Raw genomic sequence first — 22,204 nt, 5'->3', positions numbered from 1 at the left:
CTCACACGTTTCCCTGACCGCGTCTCAGCGCGCTTCGCTGACCGCCGTCCCGGCCGTCACCCGGGCCGAGCGGCGCCGGCCGCCACCCGGCGCGGCATCGCCCGCGGCGAGCCCGGTGGACAGATAGCCGCGCACGGCCTTGGCGGCGGGGGAGGCCTGCGCCCACTCCGTGCGGACCCACAGCAGCGACCCGGCACGGCGCTCCAGGCCGCCCAGCCACAGGGCCTTCGCCCACAGGCCCGCGGCCGCGCCGGCGAGGGCCATGCCGGCCGCGGCCGGCACCGCGAAGGACGAACCCAGGGCGGCGAGGAAGGCGACGAGCAGCCACCAGCGGCGGGCTCGCCGCCAGTTCCGCAGGGTCACCGCGCGGTCCTGGAGGAAGACCGACCGGCCCGCCCGCGACGCACCGCGCGCCAGCGCCGCGTAACGCCCGCGGCGGACCGCGAAGACCGCACCGGCGGCGATCAGGAACAGCGCCGCCCCGGCGAGCACGCCGATCCGCCGCCCGGTGAGCCCGGGCACCAGGACGCCGGTGCCCGCGCTGAGCAGCCCCGCCCACGCCAGCCAGCCCGCCGGCGCCCTGACGACCACCGCCACCCGCGCCAGCGCATACGAACCGCGCCCCACGTCGAATCCCGCCTTTCCCTGTCGAAATCCCCTCGTTCCCGACTCTCACGCGGCAGGCTAGCCAACGAATCTGAGTGCGAGCTGAGAATCCCGTGGGGTGTACCCCACAGGGGTCATACCCCGGTATCAGCCCGGACTTGGCTCCGCCGTATGACGTGTGCGCACTTGTGTGGTCCCTATGGTCGTCCCGTCGGAGAGGGACGAGCGGGGGAGGCCGGAGATGCGGATTCAGGAGCGAGGGGACGGCAGGCTCAGGCGGCGGGCCGTCGCCGCCGCAGGGGCGCTGGCCCTGACCGGCGTGCTGAGCGCGCTCGTACCGGCGCCGGAGGCGCGCGCTGCGGGCACCCCGGCCACGCCCGCGGCCGCAGACGCATCCGCGTCCACAGCCGCCAAGGACGTCCGGCCCGCGCTGCCGGCGCCCACCGGCCCGTACGCCGTCGGCACGGTCACCCGGCACCTGGTGGACACCTCCCGGGCGGACCCCTGGAAGCCGGAGCGGGGCAGGCGCGAGGTCATGGTCAGCCTGTTCTACCCCGCGGACCGCGGCACCGCCTCCCCCGTCGCACCCCACATGGACGCCTCCTCCGCAGCCCACTTCGGCTCGGCCCGCGGGGCGGGCAGCTTCAACTACGGCGTCCGCCCGGGCGCCGCCGACTGGACCTCCACGCGCACGCACGCGCGCGTGGACGTCCCCGTGGCCCGCGCCGCCCGCGCCCTGCCGGTGGTGCTGTACTCGTCCGGTCTGGGCGACCCGCGGACGTGGAACACGACCCTTGTGGAAGAGCTGGCCTCGCGCGGCTACGTGGTCGTCACCATCGACCACACGTACGACTCCTCGGAGGTGCTGCTCCCCGGCGGCCGCCTCGCGGAGTCGGTGCTGCCGGAGCTCGCGGGCGCACCCGTGGCCGACGTCGACGCCGCGCTGCGCAAGGCGGTGAAGGCCCGGGTGGACGACACCCGGTTCGTCCTCGACACCCTCGGCTCGGCGCGGTGGCGGCGGGACCTGCCGCGCGGCCTGGGGGACGCCGTGGACCTGCGGCGCGTGGGCATGGCCGGGCAGTCCGCGGGCGGCTTCACGGCGGCACAGGCCCTGCACGACGACCGCCGCCTCAAGGCGGGGATCAACATGGACGGGCAGATGGACTTCCCCCTGCCCGACAGCACGGGCAGCAGGCTGAGCAACGTGGCGCGCGAGGGCGTGGACCGGCCGTTCCTGCTGCTCGGGTCGGACGGGCCGGGCGCGGACGACAACGCCGTCTCGTGGACGTCCTTCCTGGAGCACTCCCGTGGCGATCAGCGCCGGACGACCCTGGCCGGCGCCCGGCACGGCACGTTCACCGACGCGCCGTCCCTGCTGCCCGCGCTCGTCCGGCAGGGCGCCATGACGGAGGACGCGCTCCGGCAGGACGTCGGCACGCTCCGCCCTGAACAGGCGGTGACCGCCACGCGCGCGTACGTGGTGGCGTTCTTCGACCGCCATCTCAAAGCCGGCGTCTGAGCCACCGGGGGGGGCTCACTCCACGAACAGCCCCCGCGCGGACGCCTTCGCGTCGAACTCCTCCAGGCGCGCCTGCGCGTCCGGCAGGGCGTCGCACATGGCCTCCAGCAGCATGCGCCCCAGCAGCATCGGCGCGCAGGCCGTGTCGAAGGCCAGGCCCGTGCCGACGGCGGCGGGGAGCAGGAGGTCGCTGTGGCGGGCCACCGGGGCGAAGGTGGAGTCGGCGACCGTGACGACGGTCAGGCCCTGCCCCTGCGCGTACTCCAGCGCCTCCACGACCTCGCGCGGGTGGCGGGGCAGGGCGAAGCACAGGAGGGTGCTCGCCCCGGCCCGTACGGCCGCGTCTATGCGGTCGGCGAGGAGCGTGCCGCCCTCGTCCAGGAGGCGGACGTCGGGGTGGACCTTGCGGGCGAAGTAGGCGAAGCCGGCGGCCTGGGCCGTGGCGGCGCGCAGGCCGAGCACGAGCAGCGGCCGGGACGTGGCGAGGAGCCGGCCGGCGCGGGTGACGGGGGCGGGGTCGGCGAGGACCGAGGAGAGGTGGCGGAGGTTGTCGATCTCGACCTGGACGGCCTGCTGGTACTCGTTGTACGCGCTCTCGCCCTCGGCCGGGGCGTCCGCCGCGGGGACGACGTCGCGCAGGTGGCGGCGGAGCGCCGGGTAGCCGTCGAAGCCGAGGGCGACCGCGAAGCGGGTGACGGAGGGCTGGCTGACGCCGGCGAGCTCGGCGAGCTCGACGCTGGAGAGGAAGGGCGCGTCGGCGGCGCGGCGCACCATGCAGTGGGCGATGCGGCGCTGGGTGGGCGTCAGCCGGTGCCCTTCGAAGAGCTTCTGCAGCCGTGCGGTGGCTTCCGGTTCGCCGCCGGTCTCGCTCATCGGGCCCTCCATGGTCGTCGACGGTCGCTGCGGCAGTGGTCATTCACTCAGCGCCGCCCTGCATGGAATTATGCAGGGCGGCGGCGCCCGCTGAAGCCAATTCGCCGTGAGAGCGGAGGCAGCCGTTACAGCGGGGGCAGGAGTTTCTTCTGCGGCTTGCCCATGGCGTTGCGCGGCAGGGCGTCGAGGAAGCGGACCCTGCGCGGCCGTTTGTGCACGGACAGGTGCCCCGCCACGAAGTCGATCAGCTGCTTCTCCGTCGCTCCGTCGGCCACCACGTAGGCCACGATCTCCTGGCCGAGGTCGTCGTGCGGGACACCGACCACGGCGGCCTCCCGGACGGCCGGGTGGTCGAGGAGGGCGTTCTCCACCTCGCCCGCCCCGACGCGGTAGCCGCCGGACTTGATCAGGTCGGTGGAAGCGCGGCCCACGATGCGGTGCGTGCCGTCCTCCTCGATCGCGGCGATGTCGCCCGTACGGAACCAGCCGTCGGCCGTGTGCGCGGCCGCCGTGGCCTCCGGGCGGCCCAGGTAGCCGCTGAAGAGCGTCGGCCCGGAGACCTCCAGCTCGCCGATGCCGCTCTCGGCCGCCACGAGGCGCGTGCGGACGCCCGGCAGCGGGGTGCCCACGGCGCCCGGCCGCCGCTCGCCGCCGGCTCGCGCGGAGACGGTGATCAGCGTCTCGGTCATGCCGTAGCGCTCGACGGGCCGCTGCCCGGTGAGGGCCTCCAGGTCGCGGAAGACGGGCGCGGGCAGGGCCGCGCTGCCCGACACCAGCAGCCGGGCCTTGGCCAGCTCCCGGGCCGCGGACGGCTCGCGCACCACCCGGGACCACACCGTCGGCACCCCGAAGTACAGGCTGCCGCCGGCCGCCGCGTACGCCTCCGGCGCCGGCCGCCCGGTGTGCACGAGCCGGCAGCCCGTGCGCAGCGCCCCCAGGACGCCCAGGACGAGGCCGTGGACGTGGAACAGCGGCAGGCCGTGCACGAGGGTGTCCTCGGCGGTCCACTGCCACGCCTCCGCGAGCCCGTCGAGGCCCGCGGCGACCGCGCGGCGCGGGATCAGCGCGCCCTTGGGGGCGCCGGTCGTGCCGGACGTGTAGAGGATCAGGGCGGTGCTGTCCGCGCCGGGCTCGGCGCCGGACCAGTCGCCCCGCTCCCCCATGCCGACGGGCAGCCCGTCGGGGCCGCCGAGCACCAGGGCGGCGCCGGAGTCGCGCAGGATGTGGCCGCGCTCGGCGGGCCCCGCGTCCGGCGGCAGCGGCACCACCGGCACCCCGGCGAGCAGCCCGCCCACGACGGCCGCCACGGTCTCCAGGGAGGCGTCGGCGTGGACGGCGACGGCCGGGGCGCCCGCGATGCGGTGCGCCACCGCGGCGGCGGCGCCCAGCAGTTGCTCGCGGGAGCAGGCCCGCCCGGCGACGCTCAGGGCGTCCGGCCGGTCCTCGCCCGTTCCGGGAGCGAGGTGGGTGAGCAGAGCTTCGGTCGGTCCGGGCACGGACTGCTCCTTCCAGCGGCGCCCCGGCACGGCGACGGGGCTGCCCCTACGGCGGATACGGGTGCTGGCCCCAGCGACGCGGGGCCCTGCCGACCGTATCGTCCTGAGCATGATGGCCCGCGACCATGAGCTGAAGAAGGATCTCGCCGCGACCCTGGAGACCCGGAAGGAACTGGGCCCGGAGTACGAGGCCGAACTCATCGACGCCTTCCTGGAGAAGGTCGACCGGAAACTGGACGCCACGATCGACCGCCGGGTGCGCCGGCAGGCGGCGGAGACGCAGATGGCCGTCGCCCGCGGGGGGCGGCCGCGCGCCGACGGGCCCGGCACGGGGAGCTTCGGCGAGCGCTTCGGCTTCGCCGTGGCGTCCCTGGTGCTGGCCGTCCCGCTGTCCGCGATCGCCGTGGTGAACGCGCACCTGCCCGGGCTGCTCGTGAGCTGGGCGGGGATCGTGGGCGTCAACGCCCTGAACGCGGCGGGGGTGTTCCCGTGGCAGCGCGGACGGCAGAAGCGGGACGGCGGCGACGCCTCCGGCTGGGAGTGAAGCGCGAGGAGCGAACGCGAGAGGGATCCCGCAGGAGGACCACAGGGGATCGCAGGGACCCGCAAGGACCCGCAGGGGGATCGAGAGAGGGAGCACGCAGGGGGCCGCCGCACCCCGGCCGAGGCCGGAGTCGGGACGACGGCGGTCCCCCACGAGGACACGGGCCGGGTCAGGGCCGGTGAGCCGCGTCCGGGCGGCCGCGGAGTCCGGGAGCCGCTCCGGAAGTCCTGCCGCCGCTTCGGTGCCGGCCCGGGGCGAGCCCCTGCCGGCACCTCCACTATGCAGGACCGTTGTTAAGCCGGTGCTGCGGGCGTGTGACGCATACGCACCTTTGACGGACCGTCCGTCCGCGCCCCGTTCACACGGTCGTACGCGCGGGGGGCGCAGGGCGCGCCCCCCGCGGTGCTACTTGGCGCCGTTGCCGGCCTTGCCGGAGCCCTCCGCGAGGAAGGCCAGCAGGTCCTGACGGCTCACCACACCGGTGGGCTTGCCCTCGACGAGCACGATCGCCGCGTCCGCCTCGCCCAGGACGGCCATCAGGTCGGCGACGGGCTCGCCGGAGCCGACCTGCGGCAGCGGCGGGCACATGTGCTTCTCCAGCGGGTCCGAGAGGGAGGCGCGCTGGGTGAACAGGGCGTCCAGCAGCTCGCGCTCCACGACCGAGCCGATGACCTCGGCGGCCATCACATCGGGGTGCCCCGCGCCCGGCTTGACGATGGGCATCTGCGAGACGCCGTACTCGCGGAGCACCTCGATGGCCTCGCCGACCGTCTCCTCCGGGTGCATGTGCACCAGGGAGGGCAGGCCGCCGTCCTTGCGGCGCAGCACGTCGCCCACGCGGGCGGCGTCGCCGGCCTCCTCCAGGAAGCCGTAGTCCGCCATCCACTCGTCGTTGAAGATCTTGCTCAGGTAGCCGCGGCCGCTGTCCGGCAGCAGGACGACCACGACGTCGTCCGGGCCGAGGTCCTCGGCGGCACGCAGGGCGCTGACGACCGCCATGCCGCAGGAGCCGCCGACCAGCAGGCCCTCTTCCTTGGCGAGGCGGCGCGTCATCTGGAAGGCGTCCTTGTCGGAGACCGCGATGATCTCGTCCGTGACAGTGCCGTCGTAGGCGCTGGGCCAGAAGTCCTCGCCGACGCCCTCGATCAGGTACGGACGGCCCGAACCGCCGCTGTAGACCGAGCCCTCCGGGTCGGAGCCGATGACCTTGACGCGGCCGTCGCTGATCTCCTTCAGGTAGCGCCCGGTGCCGCTGATGGTGCCGCCGGTGCCGACCCCCGCCACGAAGTGGGTGATCTTCCCCTCCGTCTGCTCCCAGATCTCCGGGCCGGTGGAGTAGTAGTGCGACAGGGGGTTGTTGGGGTTGCTGTACTGGTCGGGCTTCCAGGCGTTGGGCGTCTCGCGCACGAGGCGGTCGGAGACGTTGTAGTACGAGTCCGGGTGCTCCGGGTCGACCGCGGTCGGGCAGACGACGACCTCGGCGCCGTACGCCCGCAGCACGTTGATCTTGTCAGTGGAGACCTTGTCCGGGCAGACGAAGATGCACTTGTAACCCTTCTGCTGGGCCACGATCGCGAGGCCGACACCCGTGTTGCCGGAGGTCGGCTCCACGATGGTGCCGCCCGGCTTGAGCTCACCGGACTTCTCCGCGGCCTCGATCATGCGCAGGGCGATCCGGTCCTTCACGGAGCCGCCCGGGTTGAAGTACTCGACCTTGGCAAGAACGGTGGCCTTGATGCCTTCGGTCACGCTGTTGAGCTTCACGAGCGGGGTGTTGCCAACGAGCTCAATCATCGAATCGTGATACTGCACGGTGATCTCCGCGGTCGGGGGCACTAGCGGTCTCGCGTACCCATACGGCCAGCCTAGAACGCATCCGGCCGCTCCAACGGCGCGTTGCAGAAGCGGGCGCTCGGGGCAACCTGCTCATAGCGTGCCCTGCCAAGGGTGCGGTGTTTTTATGAAGTGTTTGTAAAACCGTGTACACGGCCCGCCGGCCGTGCTGCGAAGCCCGGTGACCGGCGCTGCGGAGGAGGTCCGGCCCATGTCACCCATCACCACATCGAGGGCGAGGGTCGCCCGGCGGATCGCCGCGGCCGCCGCCTACGGGGGCGGCGGGATCGGCCTGATCGGGGCCACGGCGGCGGGCGTCCTGCTCACCGAGGTGCGGCTGGCCCGCCGCGTGGTCGGCGGCTTCAACGGCGCCCCGCCCCACGCGGACGGCCGCTACGGCTCGGCGTTCGTGCACCGGCTCGGCCGCGAGCCGCTGCTGCTCGGCCTGCTCGGCGACTCCACAGCCGCCGGCCAGGGCGTGCACCGGCCCCGCCAGACGCCGGGGGCGCTGCTCGCCTCCGGGCTCGCGGCGGTCGCCGAGCGGCCCGTGGAGCTGCGGAACGTCGCCCTGTCCGGGGCGCGCTCACACGACCTGGACCGGCAGGTCACGCTCCTGCTCGACGAGACGGACCGGGTGCCCGACGTCTGCGTGGTCATGATCGGCGCGAACGACGTCACGCACGGGATGCCGGCGGCGCGCTCCGTACGGCTGCTGTCGGACGCCGTGCGGCGGCTGCGGGAGGCGGGCAGCGAGGTCGTGGTGGGCACGTGCCCCGACCTCGGCACGATCGAGCCCGTCTACCAGCCGCTGCGGTGGGTGGCCCGGCGGCTGAGCCGCCAGCTCGCCGCGGCGCAGACGATAGCGGTGATCGAGGCCGGCGGCCGCACGGTGTCGCTGGGCGACCTGCTCGGCCCGGAGTTCGCGGCGAACCCGCGGGAGCTGTTCGGGCCGGACAACTTCCACCCCTCCGCGGAGGGGTACGCGACGGCCGCGATGGCCGTCCTGCCGACGCTGTGCGCGGCGCTGGGCCTCTGGCCGGAGGACGAGGAGCGGCCGGACGCGGCCCGGCGCGAGGGCATCCTGCCGGTGGCCCGGGCGGCGGCGGAGGCCGCGGCGGAGGCGGGCACGGAGGTCACGGCGGCGCGGGGCCGCTGGGCGCTCCTCAAGCACCGCAAGCGGCGGCGGCTCCCGGCCCACACGGACCCGACGCCGCACCACGTGTGGTCGAAGATGACCCGGGGCTGACCCCGGCTCCCCCTTCGAAGGCCGCGGGCGCATCCTTGACCGCACGGGCAGGGCGCCCGCGCCCGCCCGGCCGCACGCCGGAGAGGAGAGTGCGAGGGGTCACAGTGACCAAGCCGTGACCCGAAGCCTACGGGCGGGTAACTTCCACCCAGTCCTGCTTTTCTCACGCCCTGGAGCCGTGATGCCCGAAGCCGTGATCGTCTCAACCGCCCGCTCCCCCATCGGTCGCGCCTTCAAGGGCTCGCTGAAGGAGATGCGCGCCGACGACCTGACCGCGACGATCATCAAGGCCGCGCTCGACAAGGTCCCCGGGCTCGACCCGCGCGACATCGACGACCTGATGCTCGGCTGCGGCCTGCCCGGCGGCGAGCAGGGCCACAACCTCGGCCGGATCGTGGCCGTGCAGATGGGCATGGACCACCTGCCGGGCTGCACGATCACCCGCTACTGCTCCTCGTCCCTGCAGACGTCCCGGATGGCGATGCACGCCATCAAGGCCGGCGAGGGCGACGTCTTCATCTCCGCGGGCGTGGAGACGGTCTCCCGCACCGTCAACGGCTCCTCGGACGGCATGCCCGGCAGCCACAACCCGTTCTTCGCCGACGCCGAGGCCCGTACCGCCGCCCGCGCCGAGCAGGGCCTGGGGGTCCCCCCAGCGGTAGCTGGGGGAGAGTGGCACGACCCGCGCGAGGACGGCCTCGTGCCCGACGCGTACATCGCGATGGGCCAGACCGCCGAGAACCTGGCCCGTCTGAAGGGCATCTCGCGCGAGGAGATGGACGAGTTCGGCGTCCGCTCGCAGAACCTCGCCGAGGAGGCCATCAAGGCCGGCTTCTGGGAGCGCGAGATCACGCCGGTCACCACCCCGGACGGCACGGTCGTCAGCAAGGACGACGGCCCGCGCGCGGGCGTGACCATGGAGGGCGTGGCGGGCCTGAAGCCGTCGTTCCGCGCGGACGGCCGGGTCACCCCGGGCAACTGCTGCCCGCTCAACGACGGCGCCGCCGCGCTGGTGATCATGTCGGACACGAAGGCGCGCGAGCTGGGACTGACCCCGCTGGCCCGGATCGTCTCGACCGGCGTCTCCGCCCTCTCCCCCGAGATCATGGGCTTCGGTCCGGTCGAGGCGAGCAAGCAGGCGCTGGCGCGGGCCGGCATGAGCATCGGCGACATCGACCTGGTCGAGATCAACGAGGCGTTCGCGGCCCAGGTCATCCCGGCCTACCAGGCGCTCGGCATCGACATCGACCGCCTGAACGTCAACGGCGGCGCCATCGCCGTCGGCCACCCCTTCGGCATGACGGGCGCCCGCATCACCGGCACGCTCATCAACTCGCTGCAGTGGCACGACAAGCAGTTCGGTCTGGAGACGATGTGCGTGGGCGGTGGCCAGGGCATGGCGATGGTCATCGAGCGGCTGAGCTGAGCCGCAGCGGAGGGTAGGGGTCGCCCGAGGCACGAGGGCGGCACCTGCCCGCAGTGAAGGCGAAGCTCGGCGCGACCGGGAAAACGAGCGGCTGAGCTGACGACGGACGTGTTCACGGGCCTCTGACGCAACCGTGACCGAATCGCCCCCAGGATGTGACCAACGTCCCGGGGGCGATTCGTTTCCGCAGGTCAGTGATGTTGAAGGGACAACGTCCGGGACGTAGGTCCCGCCCGCTTCATGACGTTTTGCACTGGGGTCACCAGAAAGAGGGCCTCAAGCTGAGGTAGGAATCTGGGGGATCCATAGCAACCGGGAGTACGTCAGTGAGCGCCATGTCCCTTGCCCTGCTGCTGGCCGCGGCCACCGCGACGGCCGCGGGCGCCGCCGCCCTGCACGCCACTCGCGGCCTGCGCCGCCAGATCTCCGCCCTGAGCGCCGAGCTCACGGCCGCCACGGCCGCCATCGCCGAACGCACCGCGCAGGCCACCGTGCCCGCCGCGCGCACCGCCCCCGGTGCGGAGCTCGCGGAAATACGGGCGGCCGTCGCCGACGCCCTCGCCGAGGAGCGCGAGCGGGAGCTCGCCGAGGCCCGCGCGTTCTGGGCCGCACAGGAGGCCCGCGACCTCGGCGGAGCCGGCGACTCCCCCTCCCTGCTGGGCGGCCTGGCCGGTCTCGACGACCTCACCGAGGGCCCGTACAGCGGCCTCTACCTGCCCCGCCAGGCCGACTTCGCGGGCCTGGAGCCGACGGCCGAGCTGACCGAGCTCACGGAGCTGACGGAGCTCACCGGCCTCGCCGGGCTCGCGGAGTTCGCCGAGTACTCCGAGGCCGCCGCGGCCGAGGCCGAGGCCGCGGACTCCCCCGAGCTGGCCGCCGCGCGCCGCCGCCACCCCTCCCACCCGGACTTCTCGCCGGTGCCGCCGCGCACCGGCGACCACGAGGCCACCGTGGAGCGGCTCACCGAGCTCGCGCAGGCCCGCGTCGCGCTCACCGACGTGCGCCCCGGCCCGCTCGGCACGCTCGACGTCTACGTCTTCGCCGACGGCACCACCGTCTGCATGACCCCCGGCCACCGCGAGACCGCCGAACGCCTCGCGGACGCCCTGCGGGCCGGGGAGGAACCGGTCCTGCTGGGCGGCTCCGGGGTCTCCGGCGCGTACGCTCTGACCTTCGGTTGCGGGGCGGAGAAGATCTACGTGCTGGCCGACCGGGTCATCGCGTCGCTGTGACGTGATGACGGCCCGAGGCGGCGTACGGCCTGGCGCCGGTCCGGCACCGCCGGACAGCGCCGTCGTGGCTGATCGCCGCGGCGGCGGATTCAAGGATGCGGAGCATCCTTGACCTGACCGCCACCGGTGAAGGGGCCTTGCCCCTTCGAATCCGCCGCGACGGCGATCAGCCACCACGGCGGAACTCGGCGGTGCCGAAGCCACCCCGGCCCGTACGGCCCCTACAAACCACACCTCCGCGCCGCCGCCTCCACCAGCGCCACCGCCTCCCCCGCGCCCTCCCCGCCGGAGGCGGCCAGCGCCTCCGCCAAATCGTGACCGGCCACCGCCACTTGGTCGGCGACCGCGAACATTCCGGCCTCGGGCATTTCCCTGGGCACCCCGGCCCCGGGTTCTTCGATCCGCTGCGCCCGCGCCGCCAGTTCCCGGGCCAGGGACAGCGCCTCCGCGGCCGCCCCCCTGCTCAGGCGGGACTGCGGCAGAGCACGCAGCCGGTCGGCGAAAGCGTCCACGGCGGCCAGAAGCGACGTCACATCATCCACAGCGCGAGCCTATGCGCCGTTGCGGGAGTGTTGCCAACGTCTGCACACTCGGGCACGGTGACATGAAGGACCATCATTCGACGCGTCCGGAGGCGCCGATGTCCCACGTCTTCTCCGACGAGACCCACCGGAATCTGCTCTCCCGAATCCCCCACTGCACCGGCCGTGAAGTCGCCGACTGGCTGCGCACGGTCGAAGAAGGACCCTCCCTCTTCCGCTTCGAGGAGAAGGTCAGCTGGCTGCGCGGAGAGCACGACCTCGCATATGGCCACGCCAAGGCGATCGTCCACGAGTACGACCTCCGACGGGCGGCTCGGAAGCTGCTGTAACGGGCAGCGCCCCCCGCACACCCCATGCGCACGCGTACGGCGAAGGGCCCGGGAAGATCTTCCCGGGCCCTTCGTCACGTCGTCACGCGGTCGTGAGGCGCGTCGGCGTCAGTCCTCGTTGAGGATGCCGACCAGCTGCAGCATCTGGACGTAGATCCACACCAGCGAGACCGTGAGGCCGAAGGCCGCGAGCCACGACTCCTCGCGGGGCGCGCCGTACTGGATGCCGTCCTCGACCTGCTTGAAGTCGATCGCGAGGACCGCCGCACCGATCAGCACGCCGGCGACGCCCACGAGGATGCCCAGCCAGCCCGTGCGCAGGCCGAGGCCGTCACCGCCGCCGAACACGGCGAACAGCAGGTTCACCATCGTCAGCAGGACGAAGCCGATCAGGGCGGCCGTCACGAAGCGCACGAAGCGGCGGTCGACGCGGATCAGGCGGGTCTTGTAGGCGATGAGCACGCCGACCGAGACGAGGATCGTGCCGAGCACGGCCTGGACCGGGGCGCCCTGGGCGTAGTGGTTGTAGGCCTTGCTGACCACGCCGAGGAAGAGGCCCTCGAGCGCGGCGTACGCCAGGATCACGGCGGGCACGGGCCTGCGCAGGAACATGGACTGCGCGAACACCAGCACCGCCGCGACGAGGCCGGCGCCGAAGCCGAGCCCGACCGGGAGGTTCATCCCCCAGCCGACGGCCGCACCGAGGATCACCAGGCCGAGCGACATGCCGGTGCGCATGACCACGTCGTCCATGGTCATGCGGCCCGTGGCGGCGGGGGCCTGCGGATACCCCTGCTGGAGATCCGGGCCGCCCTGCGCGTAGGGGTTGGTGGCGTACGGGTTGGCGGGCTGCGCGTACGGGTTGCTCCCGTAGGGGTTGCCCTGGGCCGCGGTCCCGGCCTGCGGCGCCGCGTTGAAGCCCGCGTAGCCGTTGTTGCCGCGGAACCGCCGCGAGAAGACCGGGTTGCTGCTCCTCATCCTCACTCCATCCATGGCCACCCTGCGCGGCCTTGCGCCCCAGGGTAATAGGTAGGCAAAGGAATGCGCTCGTGCTTGGGAAGGATCTTTTCCGGCACGCTCCCCCGCCGCTACGGGGAGAACGCAAACGGGTGGCACTCGGTTCCCTACGGAGAGTGCGGGACACGGAGCAGGTGAGTGCCCGGAGCCGGACTTGAACCGGCACGGCCCGAAGGGCCAGCGAGGTTTAAGCTCGCCGTGTCTGCATTCCACCATCCGGGCAGCGCTCTCGGGTGTACAGGCGTACAGGCAGGAAAGGCGCGCGAGCCTCCCTGGTAAGAGGAGAGCAGGACGAGCCTAGCCGGGGAGCGCCCCCCAAACAGCGGAACGATGACCCGAGGTTGTCTTATTTTATTGGCAACTGAGGGTGCATCAGTGCAGGAACGACGCCAAAGGCACATGCCACGGGCCGATACCCCCCGTTCACCGGGGCGGCCCGGGCGGGGTAGGGAATTGTCGCAATCTCGCCGCCTTCCGCCCGGTGCCCGGCCGCCCCCGCCGCCCCGCGCGCACCACCCCCGGCCCGGCCCGCGGTGTCATACCCAAGGAGGAGGAGCGGCGGCCCGGGTCCGACCGAGGTCTGCCCCGGGAACGGGAGCTGGGTCTGACCCCGCGCGGCCGATCGGCGCCGACGATGGAGTGGTCCGCCCGAGCCGTCGTCCTGATAGGAGCCCCCCACCGTGACCACCTCCCCCTACGGCGTCCAGACCGCCGCCCGCCCCACGGCAGTGGCAGCCCGCGCCACGGGCCTCACCAAGGTCTACGGACAGGGCGAGACCCAGGTGGTCGCCCTGGACGCGGTCTCCGTCGAGTTCCGGCAGGCCGAGTTCACCGCGATCATGGGCCCCTCGGGCTCCGGCAAGTCCACGCTGATGCACTGCATGGCCGGCCTGGACACCGTCTCCGGCGGCTCGGCCACGATCGGCGACACCGAGCTGACCACGCTGAACGACAAGAAGCTCACGCGGCTGCGGCGCGACAAGATCGGCTTCATCTTCCAGGCGTTCAACCTCCTCCCGACGCTGACCGCCCTGGAGAACATCACCCTGCCGATGGACATCGCCGGCCGGAAGCCCGACCGGCAGTGGCTGGACATGGTCGTCGACACCGTCGGCCTCTCCGGGCGCCTCAAGCACCGCCCCAACCAGCTCTCCGGCGGCCAGCAGCAGCGCGTGGCGGTCGCCCGCGCCCTGGCCGGCAAGCCCGAGATCATGTTCGCGGACGAGCCCACCGGAAACCTCGACTCGCGCTCCGGCGCGGAGGTCCTGGGCTTCCTGCGCAACTCGGTGCGCGAGCTCGGCCAGACCGTCGTCATGGTCACCCACGACCCCGTGGCCGCGTCCTACGCGGACCGCGTGGTCTTCCTCGCCGACGGCCGCATCGTCGACGAGATGCGCGAGCCCACCGCGGACGCGGTCCTCGACCGCATGAAGCGCTTCGACGCCAAGGGCCGCACCAGCTGAGGCACGGCTCCGCCGTCCCCCCGCTTCCGACGACGGCCCGGCACGGGCCCACTCCCCCAGGACACACAGACCATGTTCCGTACCGCCTTGCGCAACGTCCTCGCGCACAAGGCCCGGCTGCTGATGACCGTCCTCGCCGTGATGCTCGGCGTGGCCTTCGTCTCCGGCACCCTGGTCTTCACCTCGACCATCTCCGCCGCCCAGAAGAAGAGCTCCGAGAAGGGCTTCACCGGCGTCGACGTCGCCATCCAGCCGCACCGGCAGGACGGTGACAAGGGCAACCCCGGCGACGCCCCCAAGCTCACCCAGCGCCTGCTCGACCAGGCCGCCGCGGTGCCCGGCGCGGCCGGCGCCACCGGCACCGTGGGCGGCTTCGCCGCCATCGCCGACAAGCACGGCGAGCTCATAGGCGAGGGCTTCGGCTCCACCGGCTCCAACTACTACCCCGGCACCGGCGGCAAGGACGCCCGCTACCCGCTCAAGAGCGGCCGCGCGCCCCAGGGCCCCGGCGAGATCGCCCTCGACGCCAAGACCGCCGAGCGCGGCGGCTACAAGGTGGGCGACACCGTCCGCGTCTCCGTCGACGGCCCGGTGCTCCAGCAGAAGCTCGCCGGCATCTTCACCACCGACGACGGCAACGTCTCCGCGGGCGGCAGCCTCGCCCTCTTCGACACCACCACCGCGCAGAAGCTCTACGCCAAGCCCGGCGAGTTCGGCGAGATCCACGTGAAGGCCGCGGCCGGCACCTCCCAGGCCGCCCTGAAGTCCGCCGTCGAGAAGATCCTGCCCGCCGACGCCGAGGCCACCACCGGCAAGCAGCTCGCCGACGAGCAGGCCCGCATGATCGCGCAGGACCAGGACGCCCAGCGGACCATCCTGCTGACCTTCGCCGGCATCGCGCTCTTCGTCGGCATCTTCATCATCGCCAACACCTTCACCATGCTGGTCGCCCAGCGCACCAAGGAGCTGGCACTGATGCGCGCGGTCGGCGCGAGCCGCCGCCAGGTCACCCGCTCCGTACTCATCGAGGCGTTCCTCATCGGCACCGTCGCCGGCGTCGCCGGCCTCGTCACGGGCATCGGCATCGGCGTCGGCCTGCGGTCGCTGCTCAAGGGCAACGGCGCACAGCTCCCCGACGGCCCGCTGGTCGTCGAGCCGTCCACGATCGTGGTCTCCCTCGCCGTCGGCATCCTCGTGACCATGCTGTCCGCCTGGCTGCCCGGCCGCCGCGCCGCGAAGATCCCGCCGGTCGCCGCGATGAACAGCGTCCACGCCGTGCCCACCACGCGCTCCCTGGTCGTGCGCAACGCCATCGGCGGTGCCCTCACCGCGATCGGTACCGCCGTCGTGCTGACCGCCTCCGGCAGCAACACGATGGGCATGGGCGCCGGCATCGTCCTCATCGGCGTCTTCGTGCTGACCCCGCTGCTGTCCCGCCCGATGATCGCCGCCGCCGCGCCCGTGCTGCGCCTGTTCGGGATGCCCGGCAAGCTCGCCCGGCAGAACGCGGTCCGCAACCCGCGCCGCACCGCCGCGACCGCCTCCGCGCTGATGATCGGGCTGACCCTGATCACCGGCATGACCGTGATCGCGGGCAGCGTCCAGCAGGCCATCGACAAGATGGCCACGTCCTCCATGAAGGCCGACTACGTCGTCTCCATGGCCAGCATGACCTCGCTCTCCCCCGACGTGGAGAAGAAGCTGGCCGCGCACCCCGACGTCACGGCCACCAGCCCGCTGCGCATGTCCCCGTCCCGCATCGACGGCGACTTCGAGAACCTCACGGGCGTCAACGGCGCCACCATCGGGAAGCTGACCAAGCTCGACTTCACGGCCGGCTCGTTCGCCGGGCTGTCGGGCGACAAGGTCGTCATCGACGACGCCACCGCCCGCACCCACCACTGGAAGCCCGGCTCCTCCTTCCCCGTCACCTTCGAGGACGGCAAGAAGGGCACGCTGACCGTCTCCGGCGTCTACAAGGGCAACGACCTGATGCGCGGCATCATGGTCGACACCAGGACGATCGCCCCGCACCAGAGCGAGATCAGCGACCGCCAGGTCATGGTCAAGACGAAGAACGGCGCCGGCGAGTCCGTCAAGGAGTCCCTCCGCAAGACCCTGGGCGACAACCCCGCCATCCAGATCCAGACCAAGAAGGACATCTCCAACGGCATCGCCAAGGGCATCAACCTGCTGCTGAACGTCCTCTACGGCCTGCTGGCCATGGCCGTGGTCGTCGCCGTCCTCGGTGTCGTCAACACCCTGGCGATGTCCGTCTTCGAGCGCCAGCAGGAGATCGGCATGCTGCGCGCCATCGGCCTGGACCGCAAGGGCATCAAGCGGATGGTCCGCCTGGAGTCGCTGGTCATCTCGCTCTTCGGCGGTGTGATGGGCATCGGCCTGGGCGTCTTCTTCGGCTGGGCCGCGGGCGACCTCCTCAGCAAGGCCCTGAACACGTACGAGCTCGTGCTCCCCTGGGGCCGGATGGGCCTGTTCCTGCTGCTCGCCGGGGTGGTCGGCGTGCTGGCCGCGCTGTGGCCGGCCCGCCGGGCGGCGAAGCTGAACATGCTGTCCGCCATCAAGGCGGAGTAGCGGGGCACCCGCCCGCCGACGCGCAGGGCCCGGTCCGTACGGACCGGGCCCTGCGCCGCGTTCAGCGCCAGTCGCGCGCCCGCAGCGGCATCCCCGCCGCTCCCGACTCCGGCGTACGGACGGCCAGCACCTGGTTGACGCCGATCCGGTTGCGCTCGAAGGACAGCGCCGACGCGGCCATGTAGAGACGCCAGACCCGGGCGCGGCCCGCCGAGGTGAGGTCCACGGCCTCCGCCCAGTGCTTCTGCAGGTTGGCGACCCACTGGCGCAGCGTCAGGGCGTAGTGCTCGCGCAGCGATTCCACGTCGCGCACCTCGAACCCGGCCTCCTCCAGCTGGGCGACGGTGCGGCCGACGGGGGCGAGCTCGCCGTCGGGGAAGACGTAGCGGTCGATGAACTCGTCGACCTCGTACGCCTCCTCGTCCTTCAGGGGGCGGCGGGCGATCTGGTGGTTGAGCAGCCGGCCGCCCGGCTTGAGGAGGGCGTGGACGTCGGCGGCGTACTCGGCGTAGCGGGCGGAGCCCACGTGCTCGGCCATGCCGATGGAGGAGACGGCGTCGAAGGGGCCGTCGGAGATCTCGCGGTAGTCCTGGACCCGGATCTCGACGCGGTCCGCCAGGCCGGCCTCGGCGACGCGCTTGCGGGCGTAGGCGGCCTGCTCCTCGGAGAGGGTGATGCCGACGGCGCTCACCCCGTACTCGCGGGCGGCGTGCAGCACCATCGAGCCCCAGCCGCAGCCGACGTCGAGGAGGCGCTGCCCGGGTTCGAGGGCGAGCTTGCGGCAGACGAGGTCGAGCTTGGCGCGCTGGGCCTCTTCGAGGGTGGACTCAGGACTCTCCCAGTACGCGCAGGAGTACACCATCGAGGGGCCCAGGACCCGCTCGTAGAAGGTGTTGCCGACGTCGTAGTGGTGGCTGATGGACTGCTTGTCGCGGCGCAGGGTGTGCAGCGGGCCGTTCGTCCTGCGGGCCTCCTCGCGGGGCGGCCGGGGCGGCAGCCCGGGGCCCGCGAGCTTGATCAGCTCGCCGCCCGCGGCGCGCAGACGCGGGTCGCGCACGGCCGCCAGGAGGGCGGCGAGGCCGGAGCGGGGCGTGCCCTCGCCGCGCTCCCAGAGGGAGCCGGCCAGGAGGTCGAGCGCCTCGTAGAGATCGCCCTCGACGTCGATGTCGCCCGCGACCCAGGCCCGGGCGAGGCCCAGCTCGCCCGGCTTCCACAGCAGCCGGCGCAGGGCGCGGCGACGGCGGATCACCAGGACGGGCGTACCCGGAGGGCCGTACTCGCTGCGGTCCCAGGCGCGGATCCGGAGCGGGAGCGGGGCTCCCAGAACCTCTTCCGCGAGCGCGGTGAGCCGTCGAGCGGCGTCGGCCATGTCGCACACACCTCCATGATGCAAGGTCAGGAGAAACGTTCAACTGACACCTAAACACCAAGAGTCGGCACGGTAGTCCCGTTCAGTCAGATTAGATCAACTGTCGGTGGCCGGACATACGGCAACGGCGTCCACCCCACGGATTGGTGGACGCCGTTGCCGACTGGTTGACCGCGGCCGAGCCGCGACCGCCGTTAGGAGGCCTTCGCCTTCTCCGACGGGACGGAGTCGGCCTTGGGCTGCGGGGCCGGCTTCGCGGCCTCGTAGAACTCCTCGCGGGGGTTCTCCATGGCACGCAGGGAGACGACCTCGCGCTTGAGGAACATGCCGAGGGTCCAGTCCGCGAAGACGCGGATCTTGCGGTTCCAGGTCGGCATGGCCAGACCGTGGTAGCCACGGTGCATGTACCAGGCGAGGCGGCCCTTGAGCTTGATCTTCATCTTGCCCATGACGATCATCGCCACGCCCTTGTGGAGGCCGAGGCCCGCCACCGCACCCTTGTTGGCGTGCTTGTACTCGGTCTGGGCGGCACCGAAGCCGCGCATCGCCGAGATGACGTTGTCGCCGAGGACCTTGGCCTGGCGCAGCGCGTGCTGGGCGTTCGGCGGGCACCAGGCGTTCTCGTTGCCCGCGGCGCGGCCGACGAGGTCCGGAACCTGGGCGTTGTCGCCCGCGGCCCAGATGTAGTCGGTGCCGTTGACCTGGAGGGTCGGCAGGGTGTCGACGTGGCCGCGCGGGCCGAGCGGCAGGCCGAAGCGGGCCAGCGCCGGGTTGGGCTTGACGCCCGCGGTCCACACGATCGTGTTGGAGTCGACCTCGAGGCCGTTCTTCAGCACGACGTGGCCGTCGATGCAGGAGTCCATCGACGTCGAGAGGTGGATCTCGATGCCGCGGCTCTCCAGGTGCGCCTTGCCGTACGCGCCGAGCTTGGGGCCGACCTCGGGGAGGATCTTGTCGGCGGCGTCGACGAGGACGAACCGCATGTCCTCGCGCTTGACGTTCGGGTAGTACTTGGCGGCGTCGCGCGCCATGTCCTCGACCTCGCCGATGGTCTCCGCACCCGCGAAGCCACCGCCGATGAAGACGAAGGTCAGCGCCTTGCGGCGGATCTCCTCGTCGGTCGTGGAGTCGGCCTTGTCGAGCTGCTCCAGGACGTGGTTGCGCAGCCCGATGGCCTCCTCGACGCCCTTCATGCCGATGCCGTTCTCGGCGAGGCCGGGGATCGGGAAGGTGCGGGAGACGGCGCCGAGCGTGACGATCAGGTAGTCGAAGGGCAGCTCGTACGCCTCGCCGACGAGCGGCGCGACGGTGGCGACCTTGCGGTCCTGGTCGATGGTGGTGACGCGGCCGGTGAGGACCTCCGCCTTGGGGAGCACGCGTCGCAGCGGCACCACGACGTGGCGGGGGGAGATGCTGCCGGCAGCTGCTTCGGGCAGGAAGGGCTGGTAGGTCATGTACGAACGCGGGTCGACGACCGTGACGGTCGCCTCGCCGTACCGCATCTTCTTGAGGATGCGGCGCGCCGCGTACAGGCCGACGTACCCACCGCCTACTACGAGGATCCGTGGACGCTCCGTGGTGCTCATGATTCGAGTATCCAGCACTCTCCGCGGGCATGCTCGTGAGCCCCTTCACAAGGGGCCTGAGGGTATCTGCTACACTCCGCCGCCGCCGTGACCCATGCCATACGGCCGTAAGGGAACCACTTCGGCGTCGAACGCGTTGGGAACCCCTGTTGAACTGGCCTTGTGGGCGTCAGGTTGACTAGACCACTGCCGCAACGGCGATCACATAAACGCTCCTTTAACCCGCCCGAAACCGGACGGCGTCCCGCCGCAGGGACCACCGGAGCCCCCGGAAGGGCCCAACGGACCCCTTCGCGCCGCCAACGCTCCCTTTTTTCATGTGAAGGATTTCACGAACTTTCTCCCGGAGGCCCCCGGAGGGGCCGTCACAGGACGCCTTCTCAGGCGATGGACCAGGCGATTCCGTCCAGAATGTCGTGTTCGCTCACGACGACCTCATGGGCGCCCACGCGCTCCATGACCGCCTGCAGGACGAGGGCTCCGGCGCAGATCACGTCGACCCGGCCCGGGTGGATCACGGGGATCGCCGCGCGCTGCTCGTGCGTCGAGGCGAGCAGCCTGCCGGTGATCTCCCGGACCTGCTCCAGGGAGATCCGCGCGTGGTGGATGCGCGTCCAGTCGTACTCGGTCAGGCCCAGCGCGACCGCCGCGACCGTGGTCACCGAGCCGGCGAGGCCGACGAGCGTGCGGGCCTCCTCCAGCGGGACGGTCTCCTCGGCCAGGTCCAGCGCGGCCTCGACGTCCTCGCGTATCGCGGCGATGCGCTCCGGCGTGGGCGGGTCCACGACGGCGCCGTCCGCGACGAGGTGGCGCTCCGTCATGCGCACGCAGCCCACGTCGACGCTGCGGGCGAAGAGAGAGGGGCGGCGCGAAGCGTCTCCGGCAAGGGTGGTGGTGGGCGACGGGCGGGCATGCTCCTCGCCGACGACGAACTCCGTGGAGCCGCCGCCGATGTCCACGACGAGGAACGGCCTGGCCAGGTCGTCCCGGCCGGAGAGCTCCTTGGTGGCGCCGGTGAAGGAGAACTCGGCCTCCTGGTCACCGCTGATCACCTCGGGCTCCACGCCCAGGATGTCCACCACGCCGCGCACGAAGTCCTCGCGGTTCTCGGCGTCGCGCGAGGCGGAGGTGGCGACGAAGCGCACCCGCTCGGCCTTCAGCTCGCGGATGACCTCCGCGAACTCCCGGCAGGCCGCGAACGTCCGCTCCAGGGCCTCGTCCGCCAGCCGGCCCGTGCGGTCCACGCCCTGACCCAGGCGGACGATCGTCATCCGGCGGTCGAGCTCGGTGAACGCACCGGTCGCCGGGTCGAGGTCGGCGACGAGCAGGCGGATGGAGTTGGTGCCGCAGTCCACGGCGGCGACGCGGGTCACTGCTCGTCACCCCCGTCCGGGGCGGCGCACGGGGTCACGCACGGGCCCTTGGCCCACCACTCCGGCAGCAGCGCCAGCGCCTCGTCGCCGAACGGGTTCACGCCCGGACCCGCGACCAGCGAGTGACCCACCAGCACGTGCAGGCACTTGACCCGGTCGGGCATGCCGCCCGCGCTCGGGAAGCCCTCCAGGACCTCGATCGCGTCGCGGCGCCGGAGGTAGTCCTCGTGCGCGGCGCGGTAGGCGGCGGCGAGCTCCGGGTCGGTCGCCAGCCGGTCCTGCATCTCCTTCATCAGGCCCGAGCCCTCCAGCGTGCCGATCGCGGAGGCGGCGCGCGGGCAGGTCAGGTAGTACGTCGTCGGGAACGGCGTGCCGTCCGGCAGCCGGGGGGCGGTCTCGACCACGTCCGGCTGACCGCAGGGGCAGCGGTGGGCGATGGCGCGCAGCCCGCGCGGCGGGCGGCCCAGCTGCTCCTTGAACGCCTCGATGTCGGCGGCGGTGGGCTCGGTGGGCTCGGTCTGGGGCGGAGGGGTGTCCATGTGCTCGCTCGTGTCGTCTTCGCTCGGTGTTGTCGGCCGGTTCGCCGTTGTCGGCGTTCGTGAAGGGGCGGGACGGGGGCGTCAGCGCGGGGTGTCCGCGGCGTCCACACCGTCCCACAGATTGCTGTACCAGGGGCGGTCGGCGGCGCCCTGGTCCCGGGGCCGGCGGGCGGTGCCGCTGCCGTCGACCACGCTGTAGCCCGTCTCCCCGGGGCGCAGGTAGTGCAGGTGCTCGCGCGCCTGCTGCTCGACGTACGCCGGGTCCTCCAGCCGCGCCTTCTCGTCCTCCAGGCGCTGCACCTGCTCGCGGGCCCGCTCGGACTGGCGGCGCTGGTCGGCGATGTCGGAACGCTGGGTGACCCACTGGCGCATGGGGTAGGCGAGGGCGACGACCAGCGAGCACACGACGAGCGCCAGCAGCGCCGCGCGGCCGGTCAGCCGGCTGCGGCGCGGGCCCCGGGCGCGGTAGACGCGGGCCGTGGGGCCCTGGACGAGCACCGAGCCGAGTGCCCTGAGCCTGGTCGCGGTGGAACGGTCCGCCGCCACTTCGCCTCCCCGAGGTCCTGGTCGCCCGCAGCCCCGCTACGAACGTACGTCCCCGGCCACGGTACGGGACCGT

The 22,204-nt window shown here is 72.6% G+C and carries 19 protein-coding genes and 1 tRNA gene; 8 read left to right on the top strand and 12 right to left on the bottom strand.

Annotated elements, in window-relative coordinates:
- Positions 1 to 24: 24 nt before the first annotated feature.
- On the bottom strand, positions 25 to 627 hold the full coding sequence (locus ACOTKD_RS29910; protein ID WP_424892103.1) for a hypothetical protein: 603 nt from the start codon (positions 625 to 627) through the stop codon (positions 25 to 27).
- 220 nt (positions 628 to 847) lie between these two features.
- On the opposite strand from ACOTKD_RS29910, the gene ACOTKD_RS29905 reads away from it, so the two are divergent.
- Positions 848 to 2,125, top strand: coding sequence for an alpha/beta hydrolase family protein (locus tag ACOTKD_RS29905; RefSeq protein WP_424892102.1), 1,278 nt, complete (start codon positions 848 to 850; stop codon positions 2,123 to 2,125).
- Between the two features lie 15 nt (positions 2,126 to 2,140).
- On the opposite strand, the gene ACOTKD_RS29900 is transcribed toward ACOTKD_RS29905, so the two are convergent.
- Positions 2,141 to 2,998, bottom strand: coding sequence for a MurR/RpiR family transcriptional regulator (locus tag ACOTKD_RS29900; RefSeq protein ID WP_424892101.1), 858 nt, complete (start codon positions 2,996 to 2,998; stop codon positions 2,141 to 2,143).
- Between the two features lie 125 nt (positions 2,999 to 3,123).
- Positions 3,124 to 4,494, bottom strand: a complete 1,371-nt coding sequence (locus ACOTKD_RS29895; RefSeq protein ID WP_424892100.1) for an acyl-CoA synthetase — start codon at positions 4,492 to 4,494, stop codon at positions 3,124 to 3,126.
- 109 nt (positions 4,495 to 4,603) lie between these two features.
- Between ACOTKD_RS29895 and ACOTKD_RS29890 the strand changes: the two genes are divergently transcribed.
- Complete coding sequence (locus tag ACOTKD_RS29890; protein WP_424892099.1) at positions 4,604 to 5,038, top strand: hypothetical protein; 435 nt, start codon at positions 4,604 to 4,606, stop codon at positions 5,036 to 5,038.
- Between the two features lie 405 nt (positions 5,039 to 5,443).
- Here the strand turns inward: ACOTKD_RS29890 and ACOTKD_RS29885 are convergent, their stop codons facing one another.
- On the bottom strand, positions 5,444 to 6,850 hold the full coding sequence (locus tag ACOTKD_RS29885) for a cystathionine beta-synthase (protein ID WP_424892098.1): 1,407 nt from the start codon (positions 6,848 to 6,850) through the stop codon (positions 5,444 to 5,446).
- Between the two features lie 232 nt (positions 6,851 to 7,082).
- Between ACOTKD_RS29885 and ACOTKD_RS29880 the strand changes: the two genes are divergently transcribed.
- The 3 genes from ACOTKD_RS29880 (at position 7,083) to ACOTKD_RS29870 (ending at position 10,775) form a co-directional block, all read left to right on the top strand.
- The gene (locus ACOTKD_RS29880) at positions 7,083 to 8,117 is read left to right on the top strand and encodes an SGNH/GDSL hydrolase family protein (RefSeq protein ID WP_424892097.1); all 1,035 of its coding nucleotides are present in this window, start codon (positions 7,083 to 7,085) and stop codon (positions 8,115 to 8,117) included.
- 181 nt (positions 8,118 to 8,298) lie between these two features.
- Positions 8,299 to 9,543, top strand: coding sequence for an acetyl-CoA C-acetyltransferase (locus ACOTKD_RS29875; protein ID WP_424892096.1), 1,245 nt, complete (start codon positions 8,299 to 8,301; stop codon positions 9,541 to 9,543).
- Positions 9,544 to 9,878: 335 nt separating this feature from the next.
- Positions 9,879 to 10,775 (top strand): hypothetical protein, encoded by an 897-nt coding sequence (locus ACOTKD_RS29870; protein WP_424892160.1) that lies wholly within the window; start codon positions 9,879 to 9,881, stop codon positions 10,773 to 10,775.
- A gap of 221 nt (positions 10,776 to 10,996) precedes the next feature.
- On the opposite strand, the gene ACOTKD_RS29865 is transcribed toward ACOTKD_RS29870, so the two are convergent.
- Complete coding sequence (locus ACOTKD_RS29865; protein ID WP_424892095.1) at positions 10,997 to 11,317, bottom strand: hypothetical protein; 321 nt, start codon at positions 11,315 to 11,317, stop codon at positions 10,997 to 10,999.
- Positions 11,318 to 11,415: 98 nt separating this feature from the next.
- On the opposite strand from ACOTKD_RS29865, the gene ACOTKD_RS29860 reads away from it, so the two are divergent.
- Complete coding sequence (locus tag ACOTKD_RS29860) at positions 11,416 to 11,646, top strand: DUF4287 domain-containing protein (protein WP_030365184.1); 231 nt, start codon at positions 11,416 to 11,418, stop codon at positions 11,644 to 11,646.
- A 108-nt stretch (positions 11,647 to 11,754) separates the two neighbouring features.
- Here the strand turns inward: ACOTKD_RS29860 and ACOTKD_RS29855 are convergent, their stop codons facing one another.
- Both ACOTKD_RS29855 and ACOTKD_RS29850 read right to left on the bottom strand, forming a co-directional pair.
- Complete coding sequence (locus ACOTKD_RS29855) at positions 11,755 to 12,624, bottom strand: Bax inhibitor-1/YccA family membrane protein (RefSeq protein WP_424892094.1); 870 nt, start codon at positions 12,622 to 12,624, stop codon at positions 11,755 to 11,757.
- A gap of 178 nt (positions 12,625 to 12,802) precedes the next feature.
- Positions 12,803 to 12,885 (bottom strand) — tRNA-Leu (locus ACOTKD_RS29850).
- A 458-nt stretch (positions 12,886 to 13,343) separates the two neighbouring features.
- On the opposite strand from ACOTKD_RS29850, the gene ACOTKD_RS29845 reads away from it, so the two are divergent.
- Both ACOTKD_RS29845 and ACOTKD_RS29840 read left to right on the top strand, forming a co-directional pair.
- Positions 13,344 to 14,126: an ABC transporter ATP-binding protein gene (locus tag ACOTKD_RS29845; RefSeq protein ID WP_424892093.1), complete on the top strand. Its 783-nt coding sequence runs from the start codon at positions 13,344 to 13,346 to the stop codon at positions 14,124 to 14,126.
- 72 nt (positions 14,127 to 14,198) lie between these two features.
- Entirely contained in the window at positions 14,199 to 16,718 is a 2,520-nt protein-coding gene (locus ACOTKD_RS29840; protein ID WP_424892092.1) for an ABC transporter permease, read from the top strand.
- Between the two features lie 61 nt (positions 16,719 to 16,779).
- Here the strand turns inward: ACOTKD_RS29840 and ACOTKD_RS29835 are convergent, their stop codons facing one another.
- The 5 genes from ACOTKD_RS29835 to ACOTKD_RS29815 all read right to left on the bottom strand — a co-directional run bounded on the left by ACOTKD_RS29835 (position 16,780) and on the right by ACOTKD_RS29815 (position 22,131).
- Complete coding sequence (locus tag ACOTKD_RS29835; protein ID WP_424892091.1) at positions 16,780 to 18,087, bottom strand: class I SAM-dependent methyltransferase; 1,308 nt, start codon at positions 18,085 to 18,087, stop codon at positions 16,780 to 16,782.
- Positions 18,088 to 18,281: 194 nt separating this feature from the next.
- On the bottom strand, positions 18,282 to 19,673 hold the full coding sequence (locus tag ACOTKD_RS29830; protein ID WP_030365179.1) for an NAD(P)/FAD-dependent oxidoreductase: 1,392 nt from the start codon (positions 19,671 to 19,673) through the stop codon (positions 18,282 to 18,284).
- 380 nt (positions 19,674 to 20,053) lie between these two features.
- Positions 20,054 to 21,046 (bottom strand): exopolyphosphatase, encoded by a 993-nt coding sequence (locus ACOTKD_RS29825; protein WP_424892090.1) that lies wholly within the window; start codon positions 21,044 to 21,046, stop codon positions 20,054 to 20,056.
- Positions 21,043 to 21,585 carry a DUF501 domain-containing protein gene (locus tag ACOTKD_RS29820; protein ID WP_424892089.1) on the bottom strand — a complete coding sequence of 181 codons (543 nt, stop codon included), beginning with the start codon at positions 21,583 to 21,585 and terminating at the stop codon, positions 21,043 to 21,045. Before ACOTKD_RS29820 ends, ACOTKD_RS29825 begins: the two co-directional genes overlap by 4 nt.
- Before the next feature lie 81 nt (positions 21,586 to 21,666).
- Positions 21,667 to 22,131: an FtsB family cell division protein gene (locus ACOTKD_RS29815; RefSeq protein ID WP_030365176.1), complete on the bottom strand. Its 465-nt coding sequence runs from the start codon at positions 22,129 to 22,131 to the stop codon at positions 21,667 to 21,669.
- Between the last annotated feature and the right edge of the window lie 73 nt (positions 22,132 to 22,204).

This window comes from Streptomyces sp. XH2 (assembly GCF_049725035.1).
GTDB lineage: Bacteria > Actinomycetota > Actinomycetes > Streptomycetales > Streptomycetaceae > Streptomyces > Streptomyces roseoverticillatus.
Note: the sequence above shows the minus strand (reverse complement) of the source record. Positions and strands in the feature narration are given on the sequence as shown.